15 protein-coding genes and 1 tRNA gene are annotated in these 19,030 nt (G+C 62.9%); 8 read left to right on the top strand and 8 right to left on the bottom strand.

Annotated features, from left to right (window positions below; translation table 11 throughout):
* Positions 1–45: 45 nt before the first annotated feature.
* From GE027_RS20800 to GE027_RS20790, 3 genes are all read right to left on the bottom strand, one after another.
* Complete coding sequence (locus tag GE027_RS20800) at positions 46–789, bottom strand: ExbD/TolR family protein (RefSeq protein WP_153559154.1); 744 nt, start codon at positions 787–789, stop codon at positions 46–48.
* Positions 790–797: 8 nt separating this feature from the next.
* A complete protein-coding gene (locus GE027_RS20795; RefSeq protein ID WP_153559153.1) occupies positions 798–1,274 on the bottom strand; it encodes an ExbD/TolR family protein in 477 nt (158 codons plus the stop codon).
* Positions 1,275–1,379: 105 nt separating this feature from the next.
* The gene (locus GE027_RS20790) at positions 1,380–2,042 is read right to left on the bottom strand and encodes a MotA/TolQ/ExbB proton channel family protein (RefSeq protein ID WP_153559152.1); all 663 of its coding nucleotides are present in this window, start codon (positions 2,040–2,042) and stop codon (positions 1,380–1,382) included.
* Positions 2,043–2,264: 222 nt separating this feature from the next.
* Between GE027_RS20790 and GE027_RS20785 the strand changes: the two genes are divergently transcribed.
* Entirely contained in the window at positions 2,265–3,419 is a 1,155-nt protein-coding gene (locus GE027_RS20785; protein ID WP_153559151.1) for a class I SAM-dependent methyltransferase, read from the top strand.
* Complete coding sequence (locus GE027_RS20780; protein WP_153559150.1) at positions 3,416–4,396, top strand: glycosyltransferase; 981 nt, start codon at positions 3,416–3,418, stop codon at positions 4,394–4,396. The genes GE027_RS20785 and GE027_RS20780 overlap by 4 nt, the downstream gene beginning before the upstream one ends.
* Here GE027_RS20780 and GE027_RS20775 read toward each other — a convergent pair.
* The 4 genes from GE027_RS20775 to GE027_RS20760 all read right to left on the bottom strand — a co-directional run bounded on the left by GE027_RS20775 (position 4,386) and on the right by GE027_RS20760 (position 9,314).
* Positions 4,386–5,681 (bottom strand): ABC transporter ATP-binding protein, encoded by a 1,296-nt coding sequence (locus GE027_RS20775; protein WP_153559149.1) that lies wholly within the window; start codon positions 5,679–5,681, stop codon positions 4,386–4,388. The two genes, GE027_RS20780 and GE027_RS20775, sit on opposite strands and share 11 nt — an antisense overlap.
* Before the next feature lie 9 nt (positions 5,682–5,690).
* Entirely contained in the window at positions 5,691–6,566 is an 876-nt protein-coding gene (locus tag GE027_RS20770; protein ID WP_153559148.1) for an ABC transporter permease, read from the bottom strand.
* 46 nt (positions 6,567–6,612) lie between these two features.
* A complete protein-coding gene (locus GE027_RS20765; protein WP_153559147.1) occupies positions 6,613–7,545 on the bottom strand; it encodes a hypothetical protein in 933 nt (310 codons plus the stop codon).
* Between the two features lie 74 nt (positions 7,546–7,619).
* Positions 7,620–9,314 (bottom strand): hypothetical protein, encoded by a 1,695-nt coding sequence (locus GE027_RS20760; RefSeq protein ID WP_153559146.1) that lies wholly within the window; start codon positions 9,312–9,314, stop codon positions 7,620–7,622.
* A gap of 173 nt (positions 9,315–9,487) precedes the next feature.
* On the opposite strand from GE027_RS20760, the gene GE027_RS20755 reads away from it, so the two are divergent.
* Positions 9,488–9,560, top strand: a tRNA-Phe gene (locus GE027_RS20755).
* 334 nt (positions 9,561–9,894) lie between these two features.
* A complete protein-coding gene (locus GE027_RS20750) occupies positions 9,895–11,667 on the top strand; it encodes an alanine/glycine:cation symporter family protein (protein ID WP_153559145.1) in 1,773 nt (590 codons plus the stop codon).
* 141 nt (positions 11,668–11,808) lie between these two features.
* On the opposite strand, the gene dusB is transcribed toward GE027_RS20750, so the two are convergent.
* On the bottom strand, positions 11,809–12,843 hold the full coding sequence (gene dusB, locus GE027_RS20745) for a tRNA dihydrouridine synthase DusB (protein WP_153559144.1): 1,035 nt from the start codon (positions 12,841–12,843) through the stop codon (positions 11,809–11,811).
* A gap of 194 nt (positions 12,844–13,037) precedes the next feature.
* Here dusB and GE027_RS20740 point away from each other — a divergent pair, with 194 nt between their 5' ends.
* From GE027_RS20740 to GE027_RS20725, 4 genes are all read left to right on the top strand, one after another.
* Positions 13,038–13,475: an AP2 domain-containing protein gene (locus GE027_RS20740; RefSeq protein ID WP_153559143.1), complete on the top strand. Its 438-nt coding sequence runs from the start codon at positions 13,038–13,040 to the stop codon at positions 13,473–13,475.
* A gap of 231 nt (positions 13,476–13,706) precedes the next feature.
* Positions 13,707–15,290 carry an OprO/OprP family phosphate-selective porin gene (locus tag GE027_RS20735; protein WP_237607700.1) on the top strand — a complete coding sequence of 528 codons (1,584 nt, stop codon included), beginning with the start codon at positions 13,707–13,709 and terminating at the stop codon, positions 15,288–15,290.
* Between the two features lie 45 nt (positions 15,291–15,335).
* Complete coding sequence (locus tag GE027_RS20730; protein WP_153559142.1) at positions 15,336–15,833, top strand: hypothetical protein; 498 nt, start codon at positions 15,336–15,338, stop codon at positions 15,831–15,833.
* A gap of 255 nt (positions 15,834–16,088) precedes the next feature.
* Entirely contained in the window at positions 16,089–18,593 is a 2,505-nt protein-coding gene (locus GE027_RS20725) for a c-type cytochrome (protein ID WP_153559141.1), read from the top strand.
* The last annotated feature ends 437 nt before the right edge of the window (positions 18,594–19,030 follow it).

Below are 19,030 nucleotides of genomic sequence, written 5' to 3'. Positions count from 1 at the left end.
TTGCTTTGGCGGCTTGGTGGGGCCGCCGCCGGAACCGCGACGCTGTCAGTCGAGATGTTCCACTTCGGTGATTTGGATCTCGGCGTAGTTGGCGATCGTTCCCGCGTCCATCACATCGACCAAACTCTGCAGTTTGGCTTTCTCATGGACCGTAATGGCCAACCGCATGCCTCCGGCGCTGCTGTTGAAGGCTTCTCGCAAGCCGGAGGTGATGGCCAGTTTGCTGGTGCACTCGCGTTCGAAATCCGCGGCGATGATCAGGTATCCGTTGTATTCGTCGATTTCGACGGTCACGGTTTCGAAATCGTCTTCTTCTTGTTCCTCGGTATTGGTGCTGGGTTGGTCGCTCTGGGAGCGCGGCATGGGGATGGATTTCTGCAGGCTGAACGAGGCGGTGACCATAAAGAAGATCAGCAGCAGGAACGTGACGTCCACCATCGGCGTCATGTCCAGCTCGCCATCGTCGCGGCTTTTGCGGGCCAGCGGCGGCGGTTCGACGCCATCCTCATCGTCCAGATCCGCGGGCGAAGCGTGGTGCTCCAAGTCCAGCGGCTGGACGCTGACCGCGGCGGCCTCGTCGGCGCTGCGGGACCGGTCGGCAGGCGGCTGGTCGGCAGGCGGCTGGTCGGCGTCGAACGCATCGGTATCACCGAGGGCCGCTTCCAGCTCCTCACGGCTGGGGACGCGGATCGGTTGGTCGCAACTGGGGCAGTTCAGCTGGTGGCCCAGCATGCGATCGGCGACGCGGTGATGGCCACCACAGCTGGGGCATTTAATTTCGGTCGACATCGCCGGGGTTACTCCTCTTTGACCGCAATATACGTTTCGACGTCGTCAAAGTTGTCGCCGATCATTTTGCGGACCCGGCCGACTTCGCCGACCGCGACATCAAAGTCCCCCAGGATCATCACCTGTTGCTTGCCGTCGTCGATTTCCTGTTGCACGTAATCGACCACTTCGGTGACTTGCGCATCTTCGTCGTCGATGAACTTGCTGCCGTCCAGGCGCTGGAGGATGGCGTGTTCGCCGCTGCCGCGGAGCACGAAGATGACGGCCGAGTCTTTGGCGCTGACCGCCATCCCGTTATCGGCCACGGGTGTGCGGCCGGTCTGGGTGGGGTCCATTTTCGAAGCGACCACGAAGAAGATCAGCAGCAGGAACGTGATGTCGATCATCGGCGTGATGTCCATCTCGTCGTCGCTACGAAAGCCCTTGCCCATTCGCATCGGGGCTTCGTCTTCGTCGTCTTCGAAAGGCTCGCTGTGGGGGGCCATGAATTACTGTCGCCAGAAAAGCCGGGAAAAGCCGGGAAAAGATCCGTTATACCAGGGCGGGTCGCAGCGCGACCCCGCGGGCAACCGCCGGGGCGCCGCGGCACCCTACTGTGGGTTCCGCTGCATGCCCTCCTTGAGCGCCGCGAAGGCCCGGGTCAGCCCCGTACCGACCAGGTCCTCCATCTTGCTGATCCGGATGTTGATGTTGGCCACCAGGATCATCAGGGGGATGGCGATGGCCAGCCCCGAGGCGGTGGTGACCAGGGCGACCTGGATGTCGCCGGCCAGGGCCGACGGTTCGACGCTCTCGGCCGTGGCCAGGGTTTTAAACGCGCCCATCATCCCGAACACGGTCCCGAACAGCCCGATCATCGGGGCGCTTTTGATCACGGTGCTGACCCAGCTGAGCCGGTACTCCAGGTCCGACAGGACGTCTCGCTGGAAGCGGTCCAGGACGACCTGACGGACGCGGCCGTAGCCCAGTTCGCGATTGGCGACCGCCAGATCGATCATCTGCGGGACGGCCCGCGAGTCGCCCTCGCACAGCATGCTGGCTTCCTCGAAGCGGCCGGCGCGCAGGGCGGGCTCGACCTCGTCCAGAAAGTTTTCCTGCGAGGCTTCGTTCTTGAAACGTTTGTTGCCGACGCGAGTCCAGATCACAACGATGCAGTACAACCCCCACAATGCCACCAACGCCAGCGCGAGATAGGTGGAATTGGAGATCAGCATGTACAGGTTCAGACCACCTTCATCAGCAGCAAGCAACATGCTGTTGGTTCCTTGGGTAAACACGGAGACTTCTTGAAAAGATTAGCGAAACAGTGGGTCTAGCAGAGAAGACGACGTCCGGTAGGCTTTGCGAACGGACTGTCCACAGAGATTAACATTGTAGTGGATCTCTTCCTTATTGTATTTGGCCCCTCGGACGCTCAATGCCAGCCCGAGCGATTTGTGTTTTTTTTGCCCGCTGGGACCGCCAGGAGGCATCGCATGACGGATAACGCGAACGAACCCTACGGTCCGCGCTGCCAGATCTGCGGCGGCCGCCAAGGCTCCACCCACCTGGTCCGCGAGATGATGTTCGGCCTGCGGCACCGCTTTGCGTACTTCCTTTGCGACCGCTGCGACTGCCTCCAGCTGACCCAGCCTCCAGCCGATTATTCGGATTATTACCCGGCTGGCCAGTACTATGCACACGACGAAGCGGCGCCGCCTGCGTCGCCCCCCTCGATGGTGCCGCGCCGCTGGCTGAAGCGGCGCCGCGACGCGGCGCTGCTGTTTCGGTCCGGCGGCATCTTTCAACGGGTGGCCCGACGCTTTCCCAATCCCGGGATTGCCGACCTGGCCGCGATGCTGGCCGCTCACCCCGCGGCGGGCTACGAAATGAAGATCCTGGATGTGGGCTGCGGAAACGGCCACCTGCTCTATCGGCTGGAACAATTGGGCTTTGAATCGCTGACCGGCGTGGACCCCTACCTTCCGCACGGCCGCACCTCCGCATCCCGCTCGTCCGAATCCCACTCGTCCAGCGCGGTGCGTTTGCACGCTCAAAGCTTGGAATCGTTGCCGGCCGAGGATCCCTACGACCTGATCATGATGCATCACGCCTTTGAGCACATGCCCGAACCGCTCGAGGCCCTCCGGCATGTCCGCCAGCGTCTGACTCCCACCGGACAGTGCTACATCCGCATCCCCATCGTCTCGCAGGGGCCCTGGCAACAGTTCGGTGTCGACTGGGCCGAGATCGACGCGCCGCGACACTTCTTTCTGCACAGTGAGCGCAGCATGCAGACGCTGGCCGCCGAGGCCGGGCTGCGGGTCGTCCGAATCGATTACGAATCGGACGCCTTCACCTATGCCGCCAGCGAGTTGTACCGGCGCGACATTCCACTCCGCGACGCGGACGCCCCCGGCGCCACGCTGCAGTCGCGTTTTTCGGCCGAGCAGTGGGCGGGATTCGAGCGTGCAGCCCAGCGCGACCGACGCCCCGGGTGGGCGGGCCGGGCCGCGTTTACCCTGGCGTTGGGTTCGTCGGCCGCCCCCGCCGCCGATCAACAGGTCGCCGATCAACAGGTCGCCGATCAACAGGTCGCCGGTCAACAGGCCGCCGGTCAACAAAGCTCTGACGTGGCGGGGCACCGGTGAGTCGCCCCAGCATCTCGGTCGTCGTACCCAACTACAACCATGCCCGGTACCTGCCGGCGCGGCTGGACAGCGTGTACGCCCAGCGGGACGTCGATTTCGAAGTCCTGTTGCTCGACGATGCCTCGACCGACCACAGCCTGGAGGTCCTCCGCCGCTATGCGGACCGTCCGCACACGCGGCTACTGGTCAACCAAACCAACTCCGGTTCGCCGTTTGCCCAGTGGAATCGCGGCGTCGAACTGGCTCGAGGCCAATACGTCTGGCTGGCCGAATCCGACGACTTGGCCTCGGCCGATCTTTTGCGGCGGCTGGCGGACCTGCTGGACCGGCACCCCGAGGCCGCTCTTGCTTACTGTCGTTCGATCAAAATCGATGCGGAGGATCGCGCCGATGGTCCCATCGAAAACGACGTCTTCCGAGGCACGGACTGCGCACAGCGGTGGGACCACGACTTTTCCAGTGACGGCGACGAGGAAATCGGCAGGTATTTGTATTTTCAAAATACGATTCCCAGCGCCAGCGCCGTCCTGTTCCGCCGCGACCGCTACCGCGCGGCCGGCGGCGCGGACCCGGGCTACCGAATCGCCGGCGATTGGTTGCAGTGGATTCGCATACTGGCCGGCCAGCGGCTGTGCTACACATCCGAACCGCTCAGCCAAAGTCGTATGCATGTGCAAAGCCAGCGTTCCAGCACGGCCTACAGCGGTCGGCGGGAACTGGAAAGCCTGAGCGTCCAGTCCGCCGCTCGCCGCTTGGTCGACATCCCCCCCGCAGCGGTCCGCGCGGCGGCGGCGCAGCAAGCGACGACCTGGCTGCAGAACGTCCGCTCGGGTCGTTACAGCGGAGCCGCGGGCGATCACCTACGTTTCTGGCGGCGGCTTCGGCAGACGCATTCCGGCGTAGCCGCACGTTTCGCCCTGCATCTGCCCTACGCCTTGGCGGCTTGGCGAGCCAAACGGTGGCTGCCTAGCCGCTGAGCGACTCGGTCTGCCACTGCAGGGCCGGCCGGATGACACCGGGAACATGCCCGGCGTAGGGACCTCGGGCCAGGCCGGGTTCGGGTTCGATCACGCGGAACCCCACGACCTCGCGTTCGTAGAAGTGAACTTGAAAGGGATGATAACTGGACATCGCGATCCCTACGGTGAATTCGCCTTCATTGAGAAAGTTGGCGGGCACTTCCATCCGCGTCCGGTACTCGCCCACCGGCCGTGGCTGTGAATTGAACTGGGGATCCAAGTCATGGCCGACGAAGACGCAGGTTCCTCCGGCCGTAAAAAAGTGGAAGTTCGGAACCAGGGTATGCCCGGCCGAGAGCACCTCGTAATCGATTTCGATCCACACCGCCGCTTCGATGCGATGTTCGGCACGGGTGCAACCGGCCGGATCGACGACCCTGACGCCGCGCAACCGCACAACTTCGTTGCCCGGTGCGGCTTCGGCGGCCCACTGCCGCTGGGGCCGAGCCACGTTGTGCCGATACGCATCGATGGCTTCGTCGACCTGGCCGTCGACGACCAAGCGACCTTCGTGCAGCGTTAAACCGCGCGAGCACAAGCGGCTGATCGATTCCATGTTGTGGCTGACAAACAACACGGTTCGCCCGCTGCGAGCAACGCTCCGCATCTTGCCCAAGCACTTCTTCTGAAACTCCGCGTCGCCCACCGCCAGCACTTCGTCGACGATCAAGATCTCCGGTTCCAGATGCGCGGCAACGGCAAAGGCCAAGCGAACCTGCATTCCCGAGGAGTAGCGTTTGGTGGGCGTATCGAGAAACCGGCTGACCCCGGAGAACTCGACGATGGCATCGAACTTGCGGTCGATCTCCGCCTTGCTCATCCCCAGCAGCGTGCCGTTCATGTACACGTTTTCGCGGCCACTGAGTTCGGGATGAAAGCCGGTTCCGACCTCCAGCAGACTAGATACGCGGCCCTCGATGACGGCCCCGCCCGATGTGGGTTCGGTGATCCGCGAGAGCACCTTCAGGAGGGTCGATTTGCCGGCGCCGTTACGCCCGACGATGCCCACCACGTCGCCGGGCTGGACTTCGAACGACACCTCGCGGAGCGCCCAGAACAGATCGTCTTCGGCCGCGTCGTGGCTCGCGCCGTGGGTGTCCAGACGCTGCAGACCGCGCAGGGCCCGCCACGGCGCAGCGGTCCACTGCCGCAGGGCCCCGAACAACGTATCGGGCGCGGTGTGCAGCCGTCCCAGCCGGTAGGCTTTGCTGAGCTTTTCGACGGTCATGATCGGTGTGGACACGAACAAACCCTAAGCGACGTCGGCGAAGATACGTTCTTTGCGGCGAAAATACCGCAGCCCCGTAAACCAGATCACCAGCGCCGAACCGCTGCCCACCAGGATCAGATCCCAGGGCATCGGAAACGTCCCCAGCACGGCCGCGCGGAAACCATCCGCCACGCCGGCCATGGGATTCAAGCCATACAGGTAGCGCGGATTAAAGGTGATCCCCGCCAGGGTCAACGAATCGGGAATTCGCGATGCCGAATAGATCACCGGCGACAGGTACATCAGCAACTGCACGACGAACGTGATCGCGTACTTGACGTCTCGATACTGGATCGCCATCGCGGTCAACCACAACCCCCAGCCGGCCGCGGCAACCAACATCAAGACGATCAACAGCGGCAACACCCAAAGATCCGTTCTCAAAGAGAGTCCTTCGAGCAGGACCACCAAGACCAACAGCGCAAAGGCCACGCAGAAATCCAACAACCGGGCCGTGGTGGCAGCCAACGGCAACAGCACGCGGGGGAAGTAGACCTTGCTGAGCATCGCCGAATTATTGACCAGACTGGCCGTGCCGTCGGTCAGCGAGTTGGCGAAACAGGTCCAGGGCACCAGCGGGCAGAAGTAAAACAGGAACTTCGAACCACCCTCGGTATCCATTCCCGCGACATAGCCGAAAACGACCATCAGGATCACCGCCGAGACCAAGGGCTGGATGATCGCCCAACTGACGCCGAGGGCGCTTTGGGCATAGCGGACCTTGATCTCGCGCCAGACCAAAAACCGAAACAGGTCTCGATAGGCCACCAGCTCTCCCAGCCGCAGGCCGCCGTCGCGACGCGCATCACCGATCACCGTGCGATGCCGGGGCGGACGACTGCAGTCAGATTCACTCATCGGCGCAGTAATACATAGTGGCCAGGGCGAGCACCTTTCGATCCACTTACTTGCGGCGATAACGCTGCTCGACGACTTCGAACTGGTAACCACTTCCGGAGGGCTTGGATTCGAACACCGTCTTGGCGATCTCCGTCACACTGGCGTGCCCTTTCTCCTTGGCGTATTCCAGCTCGATATGCGCCAGCTCGTTCTCCAGCTGCTCGGGGATGAATTGCAATCGCATGCGGTTATTGCCCAGCGGCACACCGGCCTTCTGCAGCAGTTGTTGATCCCAGCGGGCGAAATTGACGTTGGGATCGACCCAGGAAAAGTACAGACGCTTGGCCCGCTCGTCGTCGCTGCTGACGCGCTGTTGTTGGATGCCCCCGCTGAGGTTCGAAGCGATATCGACGCCCTGAATCCCACCGCCGACCGCGGCCAATTCGATCTTGTAATAATCCAACTGCTTGGCGTAGCTGTTAACATCCTTGGCGGAAAAGTTCAGTCGCCAACGTTCGAAGCGCGGCACGATGTCTTCGCCTTCGCCTTCGGGACCGGGCGGACGACTATCGCCCATTCCCGTGCCGACGGTGCTGGCCGGCGCGTTGGTATTCATGGTATCGAGCGACGCGGCCACGCTGCTGACCGCATCGGTGACCGCTTCCAGGGTGTCCTCCAGAGTGGGTTCGGTCAGCTCCTCGACCTCTTCGGCCCCGGGCGGTTCGAAATCGCGTTCAAACCCTTCGGCGTTCTCGCCGCGGCCAGCCGGGTTTTCGACGATCGGTGGGAACTCCTTGGCGCCAAACTGCAGGTTTCGGGTCAGCCAGATCAGGAACAGCATCAGCACAAAGATGCCGATGAACAGGGCCAAGGCCATCAACCACGAACTGACCGAATCGAATCGCGATGTTCCCAGGCTGGGCCCATCGGCGGGTTTGCGCAGCGGCTCCCGAGGCTCCTCGGCAACTTCCAGGACTTCGATTTCAGATTGGCTCATGGCCGTCTACCGGACTGCGAAGGGGTTTTGATTTTGGTTTTGGTTTTGGTTTTGGTTCTCAAATCTCAACTCCACTAGGAGGCGTCCAGGAACACGTAACCGGGATCGAGGTCCAGGTACCACTGTCGCCAAGCCTCCTGGGCGGCCCGCATTTCTTGCTCGGTGGGTTTGTCGGGCATGCCAAAGCCATCGAAGCGTCGGCTGATGAAGCGCAGTCCATCGCGAGCAAAGCGTTTGACTTTGGTATCGGGATCGCTGAGCGCGAAGATCAATGCCGGCACGACCCGCAACTCGCCACTTTGTCCGAGCACCCGCGCGGCGACGCGGCGAGCCAGATAGGATTGGCTGCCGCGAACCAACCGCTCGAGGCGATCGAGTTGTTTGCGGCGCTCGGCCGGGTCGCTGGCCAGTTTCAAGTCTTCGGGAATCGATTGCTCGTCCAGCTTGTTCGCGTCGTCGGCTTCCAGCAACCCCAACAGCCCATCGATCGCTCCGGCAACCTGTTTGCCTTTGATCTGCCCGCCTTCCATGGTGATGTCGGTGGTGTCGCTGGGAATGGAATATCCACCGCGGGCGGTCGCTTGGGAGAGCGTGGCGATCGATTTTTTCGTGCTGCGGATCAGGTACAGAATCGCGAACGCGGTCGCCACGCCCGGCTCGTCGTTGTGCTGGGCACCCATGGAGTACTTGTCGGTGATCCCCCAGCCGCCCGAGGGCGCCTGCTTGCTCCGCAGTTCCGCGACGCCCTGGTTGTACCAGGCCGGTTCCGGCTGGCTATTGCCGCTGGCGATTTCCAGGAAGCTCTCGTACCGCTCCTGGGTGTACATCTTGTAGTAGTCGCGGTACTTGAAATCGCTGGTCGGGTTCTCCAGCCAGCGATCGGCCTGAACGACGCGAGCCAGAATGGCTTCTTCGGTCAGCCCCGCCTTGATGGCGGCCCGATGGATTTTGCTCGCTTCGGCCCGAATCAGTTTCAGGGCCGGGGGCAGTTTCTGCATGGTGGGCGATTCTTCGGCCAGCGACCAGTGACCGAACAATTCGCCAGCGATCAGCAAACTGCCCGCCCCCCCCATCGTCAGCGTGGGACTGATACGGTTGTCCTGCGGCACGCGGGCTTTGAGATTTGGGGCGACGTTGCCCTTGTAGCCCCAGCCGCCATTGGGCGCCTGGGTCAACATAAAGAAGCGTCCGACGCCCACGGCCACGTCGGCCGGGATATCGAAACCATTCTTGGAAAGCGTCCAGAGGGCCAGCATCACGTACTGGGTTTGCGAGATGTCCCCCTGCTGTTCGGTGTAGTAACCGTAACCGCCATGAGATCGCTGGCCCGACAGCAGCATATCGCTCAGCCGCTGGATCTCCGCCTGGTACTGCACCGGATTCACATCGGCCAACAACAAAATCGCCACAGCCATTTCATAGTTGGCGTAGGTCCGATTGCGGATCGCTCGCGTGTCCCTGCCGGCCAGCGACTGGGCGTGGTGGATGCCTCGCACGACCACCGGATCTTTGGGATCCGCATCGACCTTGTGAACCGCGTAGGCCATCAAAATCTGCGATCCCTCGCGTTCCCGCAGCGCATCGTTGGCGGCCGGAGTATGGAGAAATGCCACCCCGGCCTTGACCATCTTCTGGACGTCCGGGTCGCTGGGTTTGGCCGCCCGAGCCGGTTGCCCGGCGCTGAAGCCCCAAGCCAGGAGCAACCCCGCCCAGAGAATCCCTGCAGGCTGCGCAACCCGACGCATCCCGGCAGAAAGTTTTTCTGCCATCCCGACCGTTCCACTGCAATTCATACGATAGACCGCAACCGCTTTCCGCTGATATTGACCGAAGAAACCCCGTCTGAAAAACCGACAAGGGTGCATAGAGTAGACGACAATCGTGTTTCTGGGCGAACCGATTGACAAATAGTTCTGCTCTGACCTAGTATAGCAGCCAACTTGGTCGGGTAGCTCAGTTGGTAGAGCAACGGATTGAAAATCCGTGTGTCGGCGGTTCGAGCCCGCCCCTGACCACTTCTCCTTGCCTTGGCCCGTTGGTTGGCCGAGGCTTCGTTGACGGTGGCCGCCTCACGAGCGTGAGTCTGCGGAACCGTACCGGCAGTCCGAAGCGGCTGCCCCCGATTGTGGGCATTGGATCGACTGTGGGTATCGGATCGATTGTGGTGCAGCGGATTGACCGCGGCCCCGTCGACCCCCTGGCCCCGTCGATCCCGGGCGCAGCAAAGACGCGTTAAACTTTGCCGCACAATGGTGTAACATCGGGCCGGCGACGACGCTGACCTGGATAGCCGATTCGCCGGTTCGCCCCTTCTCTCTCTCCCACCTCCTGCTCCTGATCACGGCCGCAATGCATACACAGCCCCGATACTCGAGCGTCCTACTGTCGTGCTGCCTGGCCGCGGCGGGAACCTTGCTACTGGCCAGCCCAACACTGCTCGGTCAAGCTCCCGCGGAGCCCGCAACACAGTCTGCCGCTCCGGATCCGTCGCCCGAGCCGACCCCACCGACCGCCAACCTCGACGGCCAAACACCCGACGGCGAACCGCCTGCCCTCGAAACGGGCTCCGCCGCCGCGGCCGAATCCCCAGCCACCGAAGAAAGCGACTGGCAGGCCGAGCTCGACGACTTCTTTGGCGACTACGTGGTGGACCCCATCGCTGCGGTCATCTTCTTTGATTTTTACTCCGGTCCCTGGACCGATGCCGAGGGCGTCGAGCAGCCCGGCTGGCTGGGCGTCAGCATCCCCTTTGTCGTCGCGTGGCTGCTCGCCGCCGGCATATTTCTGACGCTGCGGATGGTGTTCATTAATGTCCGCGGATCCTGGCATGCGATCCGGCTGGTCTCGGGCTATTACGATGACCCCAGCCAACCGGGCGAAGTCACCCACTTCCAGGCCCTCTCGGCGGCGTTGTCGGCGACGGTGGGCTTGGGAAATATCGGCGGAGTGGCCGTCGCGATCGGGATGGGCGGTCCCGGCGCGACGTTCTGGATGATCGTGGTCGGTTTGCTGGGCATGAGCACCAAGTTTGCCGAATGCACCCTGGGCCAGTTGTACCGGACGGTCGATGACGACGGCCACGTGCTGGGCGGGCCGATGCGGTACCTGAAAACGGGCCTGGCCGAACTGGGACTCAAACCCCTCGGCGTCGGGCTCAGCGTGCTGTTTGCCGTGCTTTGCATCGGAGCCAGTTTCGGCGGGGGCAATGCCTACCAAGTCAACCAGTCGCTGGCCGTGATCAGCGATGCCATTCCGGTCCTGGACGAGCGACCGTGGATCTACGGCGTGATCATGGCGACCCTGGTGGGCGCGGTGATCGTCGGCGGCATTCGTTCGATCGGTCGCGTGGCCAGCGCCGTGGTGCCGTTCATGTGCGCCGCCTACATGCTTTCGGCCCTGTACATCCTGGTCATCAATGCGGCCAACGTACTGCCAGCGTTCGCTTCGATCTTTCAAGAGGCGTTTTCGATGAAGGCGGGGCTGGGCGGATTCGTCGGTGTGGCCGTGATCGGAATCCAGCGAGCCGCCTTCAGCAACGAGGCGGGCGTCGGCTCGGCGCCGATCGCCCACAGCGCGGCCAAAACCGACGAACCGGTCAGCGAAGGGATCGTGGCCCTGCTGGAACCGTTTATCGACACCGTGCTGGTCTGCACCACGACGGCCCTGGTCATCCTGGTCTCCCAAGCGCACCTCGACCCGGCCAACGCCGAGGTCATCAAGGCCAACGAAGGCGCCGCCCTGACGCTGGCCGCGTTCCAGGCCGGCGGCCATGAATGGTTCGGTTACCTGCTGTACGTGGCCGTCGTGATGTTCGCCTTCAGCACCTGCATCTCGTGGTCCTACTACGGCGAGCGTTGCTTCGTCCGCCTGTTCGGTACGGCCAGCTCGAATCTGTACAAGATCCTGTTCCTGATCTTCACCTTCCTCGGCTCGGTGATCACCGCCACGAACGTGCTGGCTTTCTCGGACCTGATGATCCTGGGCATGAGCCTACCGAACCTGCTGGGCGTGTTCCTGCTCAGCGGCGTGATCAAACGAGCGCTGGACCGGTACTGGAGTCGTTATCGATCCGGTGAACTGGATCGCATCGCCGAAAAGTACCACGCCGAACACGACGGCTGATCTCGCCAGAGGCTGATCTCGCCAGAGATGGGATCGAAGCGGCCCGAAGGTCCAAAGTCTGGCGACTTCGGCTACGGAAAGGGCCCTCCCCGGGCCTGAGAGCCCGACCCTCCCGCTCCGCGGGAGGGTGTTTTTGCAAGGCTACGCCTCGGTGGGAAAATGCTCTTCCACCACGGAGTAAAACTCTGCCGGGGTGGCGGCTTTGGCAACGTGCGTGCGAAAGTGCCGCGCGCCGCGTTTGCCCTGGGCATAGCAGCACGCGTACTTGCGCATCAGCAGCGTGCCCTTCTCTTCTCCAAATCGCTCGACGACCAAGGCGAAGTGTTTCAACATGCACTGCCGCTGCTCCTGCAGCGTGGGCTCCGGCGGCACCGGATCGCCGCGTAGGGCCGCGGCGGCCTGGGCGAACAACCACGGTCGTCCGAGGCAGGCCCGGGCGATCATCACACCGTCGACGTCATAGCGGCGGAAGGCCTCGACGACCTTCTCCGCGGAATCCAGGTCGCCATTGCCGATCAAGGGAATGGACCGCAGATGCGACTTGATCTCCGAGATCCGCTCCCAGTCGGCGGAGCCCTTGAAAAAGTCCTGGGCGGTGCGGCCGTGCACGGTCAAGGCCGCGGCCCCGGCCTCTTCGACCACCTGCGCCACTTCGTTGCAATTGATCTTGTCGCGGGAGCAGCCCAGCCGGATCTTGGCCGTGACCGGGGTCGGCGCGCAGGCTTCGACCAGGCGCTTGATGATCTGGAACATCCGGTCCGGTTCACGCAGCAGGTAACTGCCACTGTGCGCCTTTTCGGTGACCTGCCGGACGGGACAGCCGAAATTAATATCGACCACGCTGACGCGATAATCCTCGACCAAGCGGCGGCCGACCTTGGCCATCACGTCGGGTTGGTTGTCCCAGATCTGCACGGCCAAGGGACGCGCCTCTTCGGCCACGCCCCACAGGCGATCGGGATGCTCCGCCTCGTGCTCGTCCATCCAGACGAACCCCCGCGCGTTGACCATCTCGGTCGCCTGCAGCCCGGAACCGCCGTACTCGCGCACGATCTGTCGAAAAGCGGCATTGGTGAACCCGGCCATCGGCGCCTGCAAAATCGGCGGATCGACGACTACGTCACCGATTTTCAGCGGAGGCGGCGGGAGCGGACGCGAATTAGCTGTGTCGATCATAAAAAAACGAAGGCTGGCACTGGAGAACTTGGGCTCGTGGGCCCTGGGTAGTTTACACTTCGGTGAAGCTTCGAACACCAGCGGCTGTTCTTGATTACAATGGCCAACCTGTTGTGTGTGCCCAACGGATCGGCCTCGTTTTCCGCCCGATCCGCCCCCTTTCTCCCCCCCTCGAAGATCTTCTCTGACAAGCTATGAAAGCCAACCGCAACATCACTCGTATCGACCGCCAGACCACCGGCGGGTACCTGGTTCGAATCATGCGTCGTGGCAAACTGCACTCCGCCTATTTCGCCTTCGAGGAGCACGGAGGCAAACGCAAGGCACTGGCGGCGGCTCGTGAGTATCGCGATGAGCTGGAACAGCGGCTGAAGGGGTACTCTCCCAAGCGTCAGGTCCAAAAGCTGCGGGCTAACAACACCTCGGGCGTGGCCGGCGTTCGCTTGGTGGAAGAAACCGACCCGCGGTGGAAGTCCAAACCCACCTACCGGTACTGGGTCGCCCAGTGGAGCCCTGCCAAGGGAGTCCGGAGAACCAAACGCTTTTCGGTCGAGAAATACGGCAATGACAAGGCCTACAAAATGGCCGTCCGCGCCCGTAAACGCGGCGTCGCCGAAATGGAACAGGTGTAGGCCGCTCGGTTCGGTCTGTACCGGTTATACCGGTTGAGCGTTGCGGAAGTGTTAAGATCCGCCGAACCCTTCGGTCCGGTGTGATCGGTTTTTCGTGCACCAACCGATTCTCTGCAATAACACCGAGACCGAAAAGACGGTGACGACTTGTCGATGGGCAGCGGCGATCGCTGGCCCGACCGGCACCCCCAGGCAGGATGCCTGCGTTTCGAGACCGAAGGGATTTGGACCGTGGAATCAAGAATCAAGACGAGACTGCGGCCCGGTGGACTGCTGCTGTGCAGCGGTCTGCTGTGTTTGCTGTGCAATACCGTCGCCACCGCCGACGAGGATCGAGACGCGTTGCGGTCGCGCATCGAACGGCTCGAGAAGATGCTTGAAGAGCGGGCCGCAGACGAGCGTGCGGCCGCAGACGACGGCGGGGGCTCAGACGACGGTGGGGATTCGAGCGACGATTCGGAGGAGCGACTGAAGGACTTGAGCGACAAGGTCGACGACCTGTCGGACTCCTTCGAGCAATTCTCCAGCGACAAAACGATCGTGCATTCGGGCACCTCACGCAGCACGATGAAGGCTTTTGGGCGAATCCACATCGACGGCTGGGGCTTTGCCGACGCCGACGACAACATCGCCATCTTCAACGGCGGCGGACGCGTGCCCACGGCACTCGATCCCCAGAACCGCTTGGGGTTTCGCCGCCTGCGGATCGGCGTCCAGGGCGACCTGCCGGACAATATGTTTTACAAAATCGTCACCGAGTTTGCCGGCGGCAACGATTTTGAGTTCCGCGACGCCTTCCTGGGTTGGGAAGAACTGCCCTACCTGCACACCCTGACCCTGGGCAACCACAAACGCCCCTATGGTTTGGACCACCTGAACAGCTCGCGCTACAACATCTTTATCGAACGTCCCTATGTGATCGAAGCGTTCAACCAAGACGCCCGCCGCCTGGGAATCAGCTCCCGAGGCTACAGCCAGTCGTTGCTGTTTAACTGGCGATATGGCGTTTACAACCAACGCAACATCCAGGGCCTGGGCAACTACATCGACGATCACCTGCAACTGGAACTGGCCGGCCGTCTGGCGATGACTCCCTGGTACGACGAGATTTCCGGCGGCCGCGGCTATGCCCACTTTGCGATCAGCGGAACCGTTGCCGACCCCGATCCCAATGCGATCCTGGGCAACGAAGCGCGTTTCCGTACCCGCCCCGAAGCTCGATCGTCGGGTCGCTGGATCGATACCGGACGGATCGCCTTCGCCGAGGACTATCAACTGCTGGGCGTGGAAAGCGTGATCAACCTGGGCGCCCTGCAACTGGTCGCTGAATACCAAACCACCGCGGTCAATCGCACGGGCGGTTTCGACGACGTGAACTTCGACGGTGGCTATGTCTACGCCTCGTACTTTCTGACCGGCGAGCACATGCCTTGGAACCGCCGCAACGGCACCCTCGGTCGCCCGATCCCGCTGGAGAATTTCTGGGCCGTTCGCGACTGTGCCGGGAGCGTTCGGCGCGGCTGGGGTGCGTGGCAGGTCGCCGTGCGGTACTCGACGGCCGATTTCAACGACGGCGTTCTGGGCAACGGCGTCTTCGGCGGCCAAGGCGACGCCTGGACGTTCGGCCTGAACTGGTGGTGGAATCCCAACGCCCGCATGCAGTTCAACTACATCAACGGCCAGATCGCCAACCGTTTGGTCAGCGATCCGGGCGATCCCACGGCCGCTCCGCCAGTGCCGCCAGGACCGCTGGACAACACGCTGCAAAGCGGCGACTACAGCATCTACGGCGTGCGGTTCATGGTCGATTACTAGGCGAACGCCCCACGACCGATGCCTTTTAACCGGAAACACAAAACAATGAATACGACGGCGAAATGGATTCTGACTTTTGCGCTGGTGATGCCCGCGGCGACTTGGGGCACAGCGTCCACGACTCGGGCCGGCGGCCTGGACTGCTTGGGCTGTAGCCACTGTCCTCGCTGCGACAACGGCTGCACCCTGTCGGTGGACCGTGCCGATGCGGACCGCCACTGCTGGCAAGTGGAATACGAACAGGTTTGCATCCCGAAAATCGTCTTTCCCTGGCAGAAGCCCGACTGCCACGGCGCGTGCGTCCACAACGGAGCCCGCGTTCGGACCGTCAAGGTGCTGAAGAAGCACACCTACACCTGTCCCGAGTGCGAATACACCTGGACGCCGCGGCGCGTCGCCTGCTGTGGTTCGTGCAGCCACGGCCCATCCGCCGTCGAGGATGCTCCGCTGGAGGACGCGCCGGTCGAAGAAGCTCCCACAACATCGCTGCTGCAGATCCGGCACGTGCAAGCTGTCGGCTTCTTCCGCGACCTGCTGAAGTAGCGACCTGCTGAAGTAGCGCCCTGCTGAAGAAGCGCCCAGCGCATCGTCGCTGCAGCCTGGCCTCTAGGCGATCCTTTTTCCGCGCCTGACGGCTGAAGCCTGGACTCCAGCGTCTCATCGCTGGAGTCTAGGCTTTAGGCGATTTAAGTGGCCCGCCAGGCGGCTAAAGCCTGGACTACAGCGTCTGCCAGCAAGCATAATGAGCCTCTGCTTTCCGTCCCGCCGCTTGCCTGCCTGCTCTGGTCCCGCCTGCTTATGATTGTTCGTGTGTTGCTGCCGTGGTTGCTGGTCCTGGCTGCCGGTTCGGTCCCCGTCTTTGCTCAGGCTTCCGACAATCAGGCTCCCGACCCGCATCCGATCGTCGCAGGATTCGATCGCTTTGCCGGCAGCGATTCGCTGACCGATGCTCAGGCCGGACAGCTGTTGATCGACCAACTGAACTGCGCTGCCTGCCATACCCCGTCCACCGCCCCAGGCGGCCCCGACCTTCACGCGGCGGGGCTGCGGCTGGATGCGGACTGGGTCCAACAATTCATCCAGTCGCCGCAGGCGGTCAAACCCGGCACGACGATGCCGGATGTCATGCGGCACTTGACTGCGGACAAGCGTGCTCAGGCTGCCGAAGCCATTGCCGCATTCCTCAGCACCCAGCGGCAAGCCTACCCGGAGATCAAAGCCACCGGAGTTCGCCCGGTGCCCTATCGATTCTGGCAGCGTGGCGATGCGGCTCGCGGTGCGCAGCTGTATCACCGGGTGGGATGTGTGGCGTGCCACCGGGCCGATCCGGCGCACGCGGCCGAAGGCAGCACCCAGAGCGACGATGCGCTGGCCGAATTGCTGGAACAACTCGACCCCGAAGAAATCGAAGCCCTCGGCCTGGGCGGCTCGGGACGTTCCACGGCAGTCGTCCCGCATGCGAACCTGACAGAGAAATACACGGCGTTGGGCCTGACACGGTTCCTGCTGGATCCGCTGGCCACCCGTCCGGCCGGCCGGATGCCCGACATGAAATTGACGCCCGTCGAAGCCGCCGACTTGGCCGCCTACCTGCTTCGGCGAGACGCTCCGCCCCAGCAGGCCGCAGCCACCGCCCACGAAGTTTCACCCGGCGTCGCCGCCGCCCCGGAGGACTTGGCCGAGCAAGGCCGCGAGTGGTTCACGCGGTTGAACTGCGTGCAGTGCCACGCCGCCACCGACACCTCGCCACACCGCGAACCGGTAGCGTCACCTTTGACGGATTTTGCCGCCTCGCCCGACCAGCCGGCCTCCGCGGCACTCACTGGCACCTGCGTCGACGCCCCGTCCGGCAAGCAACCTCATTACGCTTTCAACGACGCCCAGCGGCGAGCGATTGCCGCCGCTCTGAAGCACGCGACCGCCGCAACAGCGCCCGCCACCGACACGCTCTCCGCCGACACGCGAGTGCATCTACGGATGGTGGACCTGAACTGCTATGCCTGCCATGAACGGGATTCGCTGGGTGGCGTAGCGAGCGACCGCAGGGATTTCTTTGCGACCGCCGGCCATGTCGACCTGGGCGATGAGGGCCGCCTGCCGCCGCCGCTTTCGGGTGTCGGCCGCAAACTGACGGGGTCCTCGATTGAGCGAATGCTGTCGGGAAAACACCCGGACGTGCGGCCGTACATGCTGGCCCGGATGCCCGTCTACGCGGCGACCGCAACCGAGGACCTGCCGGAGTTATTCGCGGCGGCCGACGACGCGCGCGGTGAGTCCGCCGAACCGGGGAACGCCGCCGAACCGGTGTTTGGCGACGTTTCGAAATTGGCCGAAGCGGGGCGAAAGTTGATGGATACCGGTTGTGTCCAGTGCCATCCTTTCGGCGGCCTGGCCCTGCCGGGCGTACGCGGCGTCGATTTGGCGGGCGTCGCGGCGCGACTGCGTCCCGAATGGTTTGCCGAGTTCGTTCGCGATCCCGGCAAACTGAAACCGCGGACGCGGATGCCGACGTTTTTCCCGGATGGCAACAGCCAGAACCCACACGTCTTAGAGGGAGACCCCCGGCGACAAATTGCGGCGATGTGGGCCTACCTGAACCGGCTGGACAAAATGCCGGTGCCGGAGAAAGTCGAAGCGGCTCGATCGACCGATTATGAACTGGTACCGACCACGGCTCCGATCCTGCTCCGCACCTTCATGCCCACCGCCGGCACGCACGCGATCGCCGTCGGCTTTCCGGCCAAAGTTCACCTCGCCTACGACGCCGACCGCTGCCGGCCAGCCGTGCTATGGCGCAACCGTTTCCTCGATGCCCAGGGCACGTGGTTCGTGCGGTTCGCGCCGCCCGCCGAACCGCTGGGCGACGACCTGGTCACGCTCGACGGCGACTACCCGCTGGTCCGCATCACCTCGTCCGACACGGCGAACGAACCATTGCAACCGAGATTCGAAGGCTATGCTCTGGACGACTCCGGCACGCCCACGTTCGCATCCCGAGCTCTCGGCATGCGGCTGCAGGAACGCTGGGAACCCCACGACGGAGGCCTGCTGCGCATCCTGACCGTCGAAGCATTCGCCCCGCAAGACGACCAGCTAGCCCTGTGCCTTCACTCCGCCGCAAACATCACCATCGACGCCGACAAAACCGCTCGCCTGCCAAACGGCTTGCAGATCCACCTGCTCGATGCGCCGACCAAACCGCAACTGCGAACCGGCCAGGACGGCTCGCAGTGGCTGATACCACTTCGCACAGCCGCCGCGGACGCGTCCCCCGTTACGATCCGAATGCATTACACGTGGTAGGCGGTCAGGAGTTAGGGTATTAGGAGTTAGGGGATTAGCTGTTAGGCGGCTAGGAGTTAGCGAGCTAGGAGTACGCAAAGGGCTCGTAAGTTGTTTACCCCCCTCTCCCCCGAAGTCTGGCGAGCCTAAGCGAGTCAGACTTCGGGGGAGAGGGGTTGGGGGTGAGGGGGAATGCAGCACCACTCAAAAACCAAACCATTGCCCCGGAGCCTCATTCCCTCGCTACCCTTTCGCCACTGATCGCAGTATGAGCACGAGCACGAGCACGAGCACGAGCACGAGCACGAGTACGAATCAACCTCACCACTCACCACTCACCACTCACCACTCACCACTCACCACTCACCACTCACCACTCACCACTCGCCACTCGCCAACCAACAACCAACAACCAACAACCAACAACCAACAACCAACAACCAACAACCAACAACCAA

It is taken from the genome of Roseimaritima sediminicola (genome assembly GCF_009618275.1).
Taxonomy (GTDB): Bacteria; Planctomycetota; Planctomycetia; order Pirellulales; family Pirellulaceae; genus Roseimaritima; species Roseimaritima sediminicola.
The sequence above is the reverse complement of the archived record's forward strand: the minus strand, read 5'-3'. Positions and strand labels throughout refer to the sequence as shown.

Bases quoted from the DNA above. Each gene is read 5' to 3' on its own strand.
- GE027_RS20730 (WP_153559142.1), top strand. From the start codon at position 15,336: ATGAATACGACGGCGAAATGGATTCTGACTTTTGCGCTGGTGATGCCC.
- GE027_RS20765 (WP_153559147.1), bottom strand. From the start codon at position 7,545: ATGAGCCAATCTGAAATCGAAGTCCTGGAAGTTGCCGAGGAGCCTCGG.
- GE027_RS20725 (WP_153559141.1), top strand. From the start codon at position 16,089: ATGATTGTTCGTGTGTTGCTGCCGTGGTTGCTGGTCCTGGCTGCCGGT.
- GE027_RS20750 (WP_153559145.1), top strand. From the start codon at position 9,895: ATGCATACACAGCCCCGATACTCGAGCGTCCTACTGTCGTGCTGCCTG.
- GE027_RS20795 (WP_153559153.1), bottom strand. From the start codon at position 1,274: ATGGCCCCCCACAGCGAGCCTTTCGAAGACGACGAAGACGAAGCCCCG.
- dusB (WP_153559144.1), bottom strand. From the start codon at position 12,843: ATGATCGACACAGCTAATTCGCGTCCGCTCCCGCCGCCTCCGCTGAAA.
- GE027_RS20770 (WP_153559148.1), bottom strand. From the start codon at position 6,566: ATGAGTGAATCTGACTGCAGTCGTCCGCCCCGGCATCGCACGGTGATC.
- GE027_RS20760 (WP_153559146.1), bottom strand. From the start codon at position 9,314: ATGGCAGAAAAACTTTCTGCCGGGATGCGTCGGGTTGCGCAGCCTGCA.
- GE027_RS20785 (WP_153559151.1), top strand. From the start codon at position 2,265: ATGACGGATAACGCGAACGAACCCTACGGTCCGCGCTGCCAGATCTGC.
- GE027_RS20800 (WP_153559154.1), bottom strand. From the start codon at position 789: ATGTCGACCGAAATTAAATGCCCCAGCTGTGGTGGCCATCACCGCGTC.
- GE027_RS20790 (WP_153559152.1), bottom strand. From the start codon at position 2,042: ATGTTGCTTGCTGCTGATGAAGGTGGTCTGAACCTGTACATGCTGATC.
- GE027_RS20740 (WP_153559143.1), top strand. From the start codon at position 13,038: ATGAAAGCCAACCGCAACATCACTCGTATCGACCGCCAGACCACCGGC.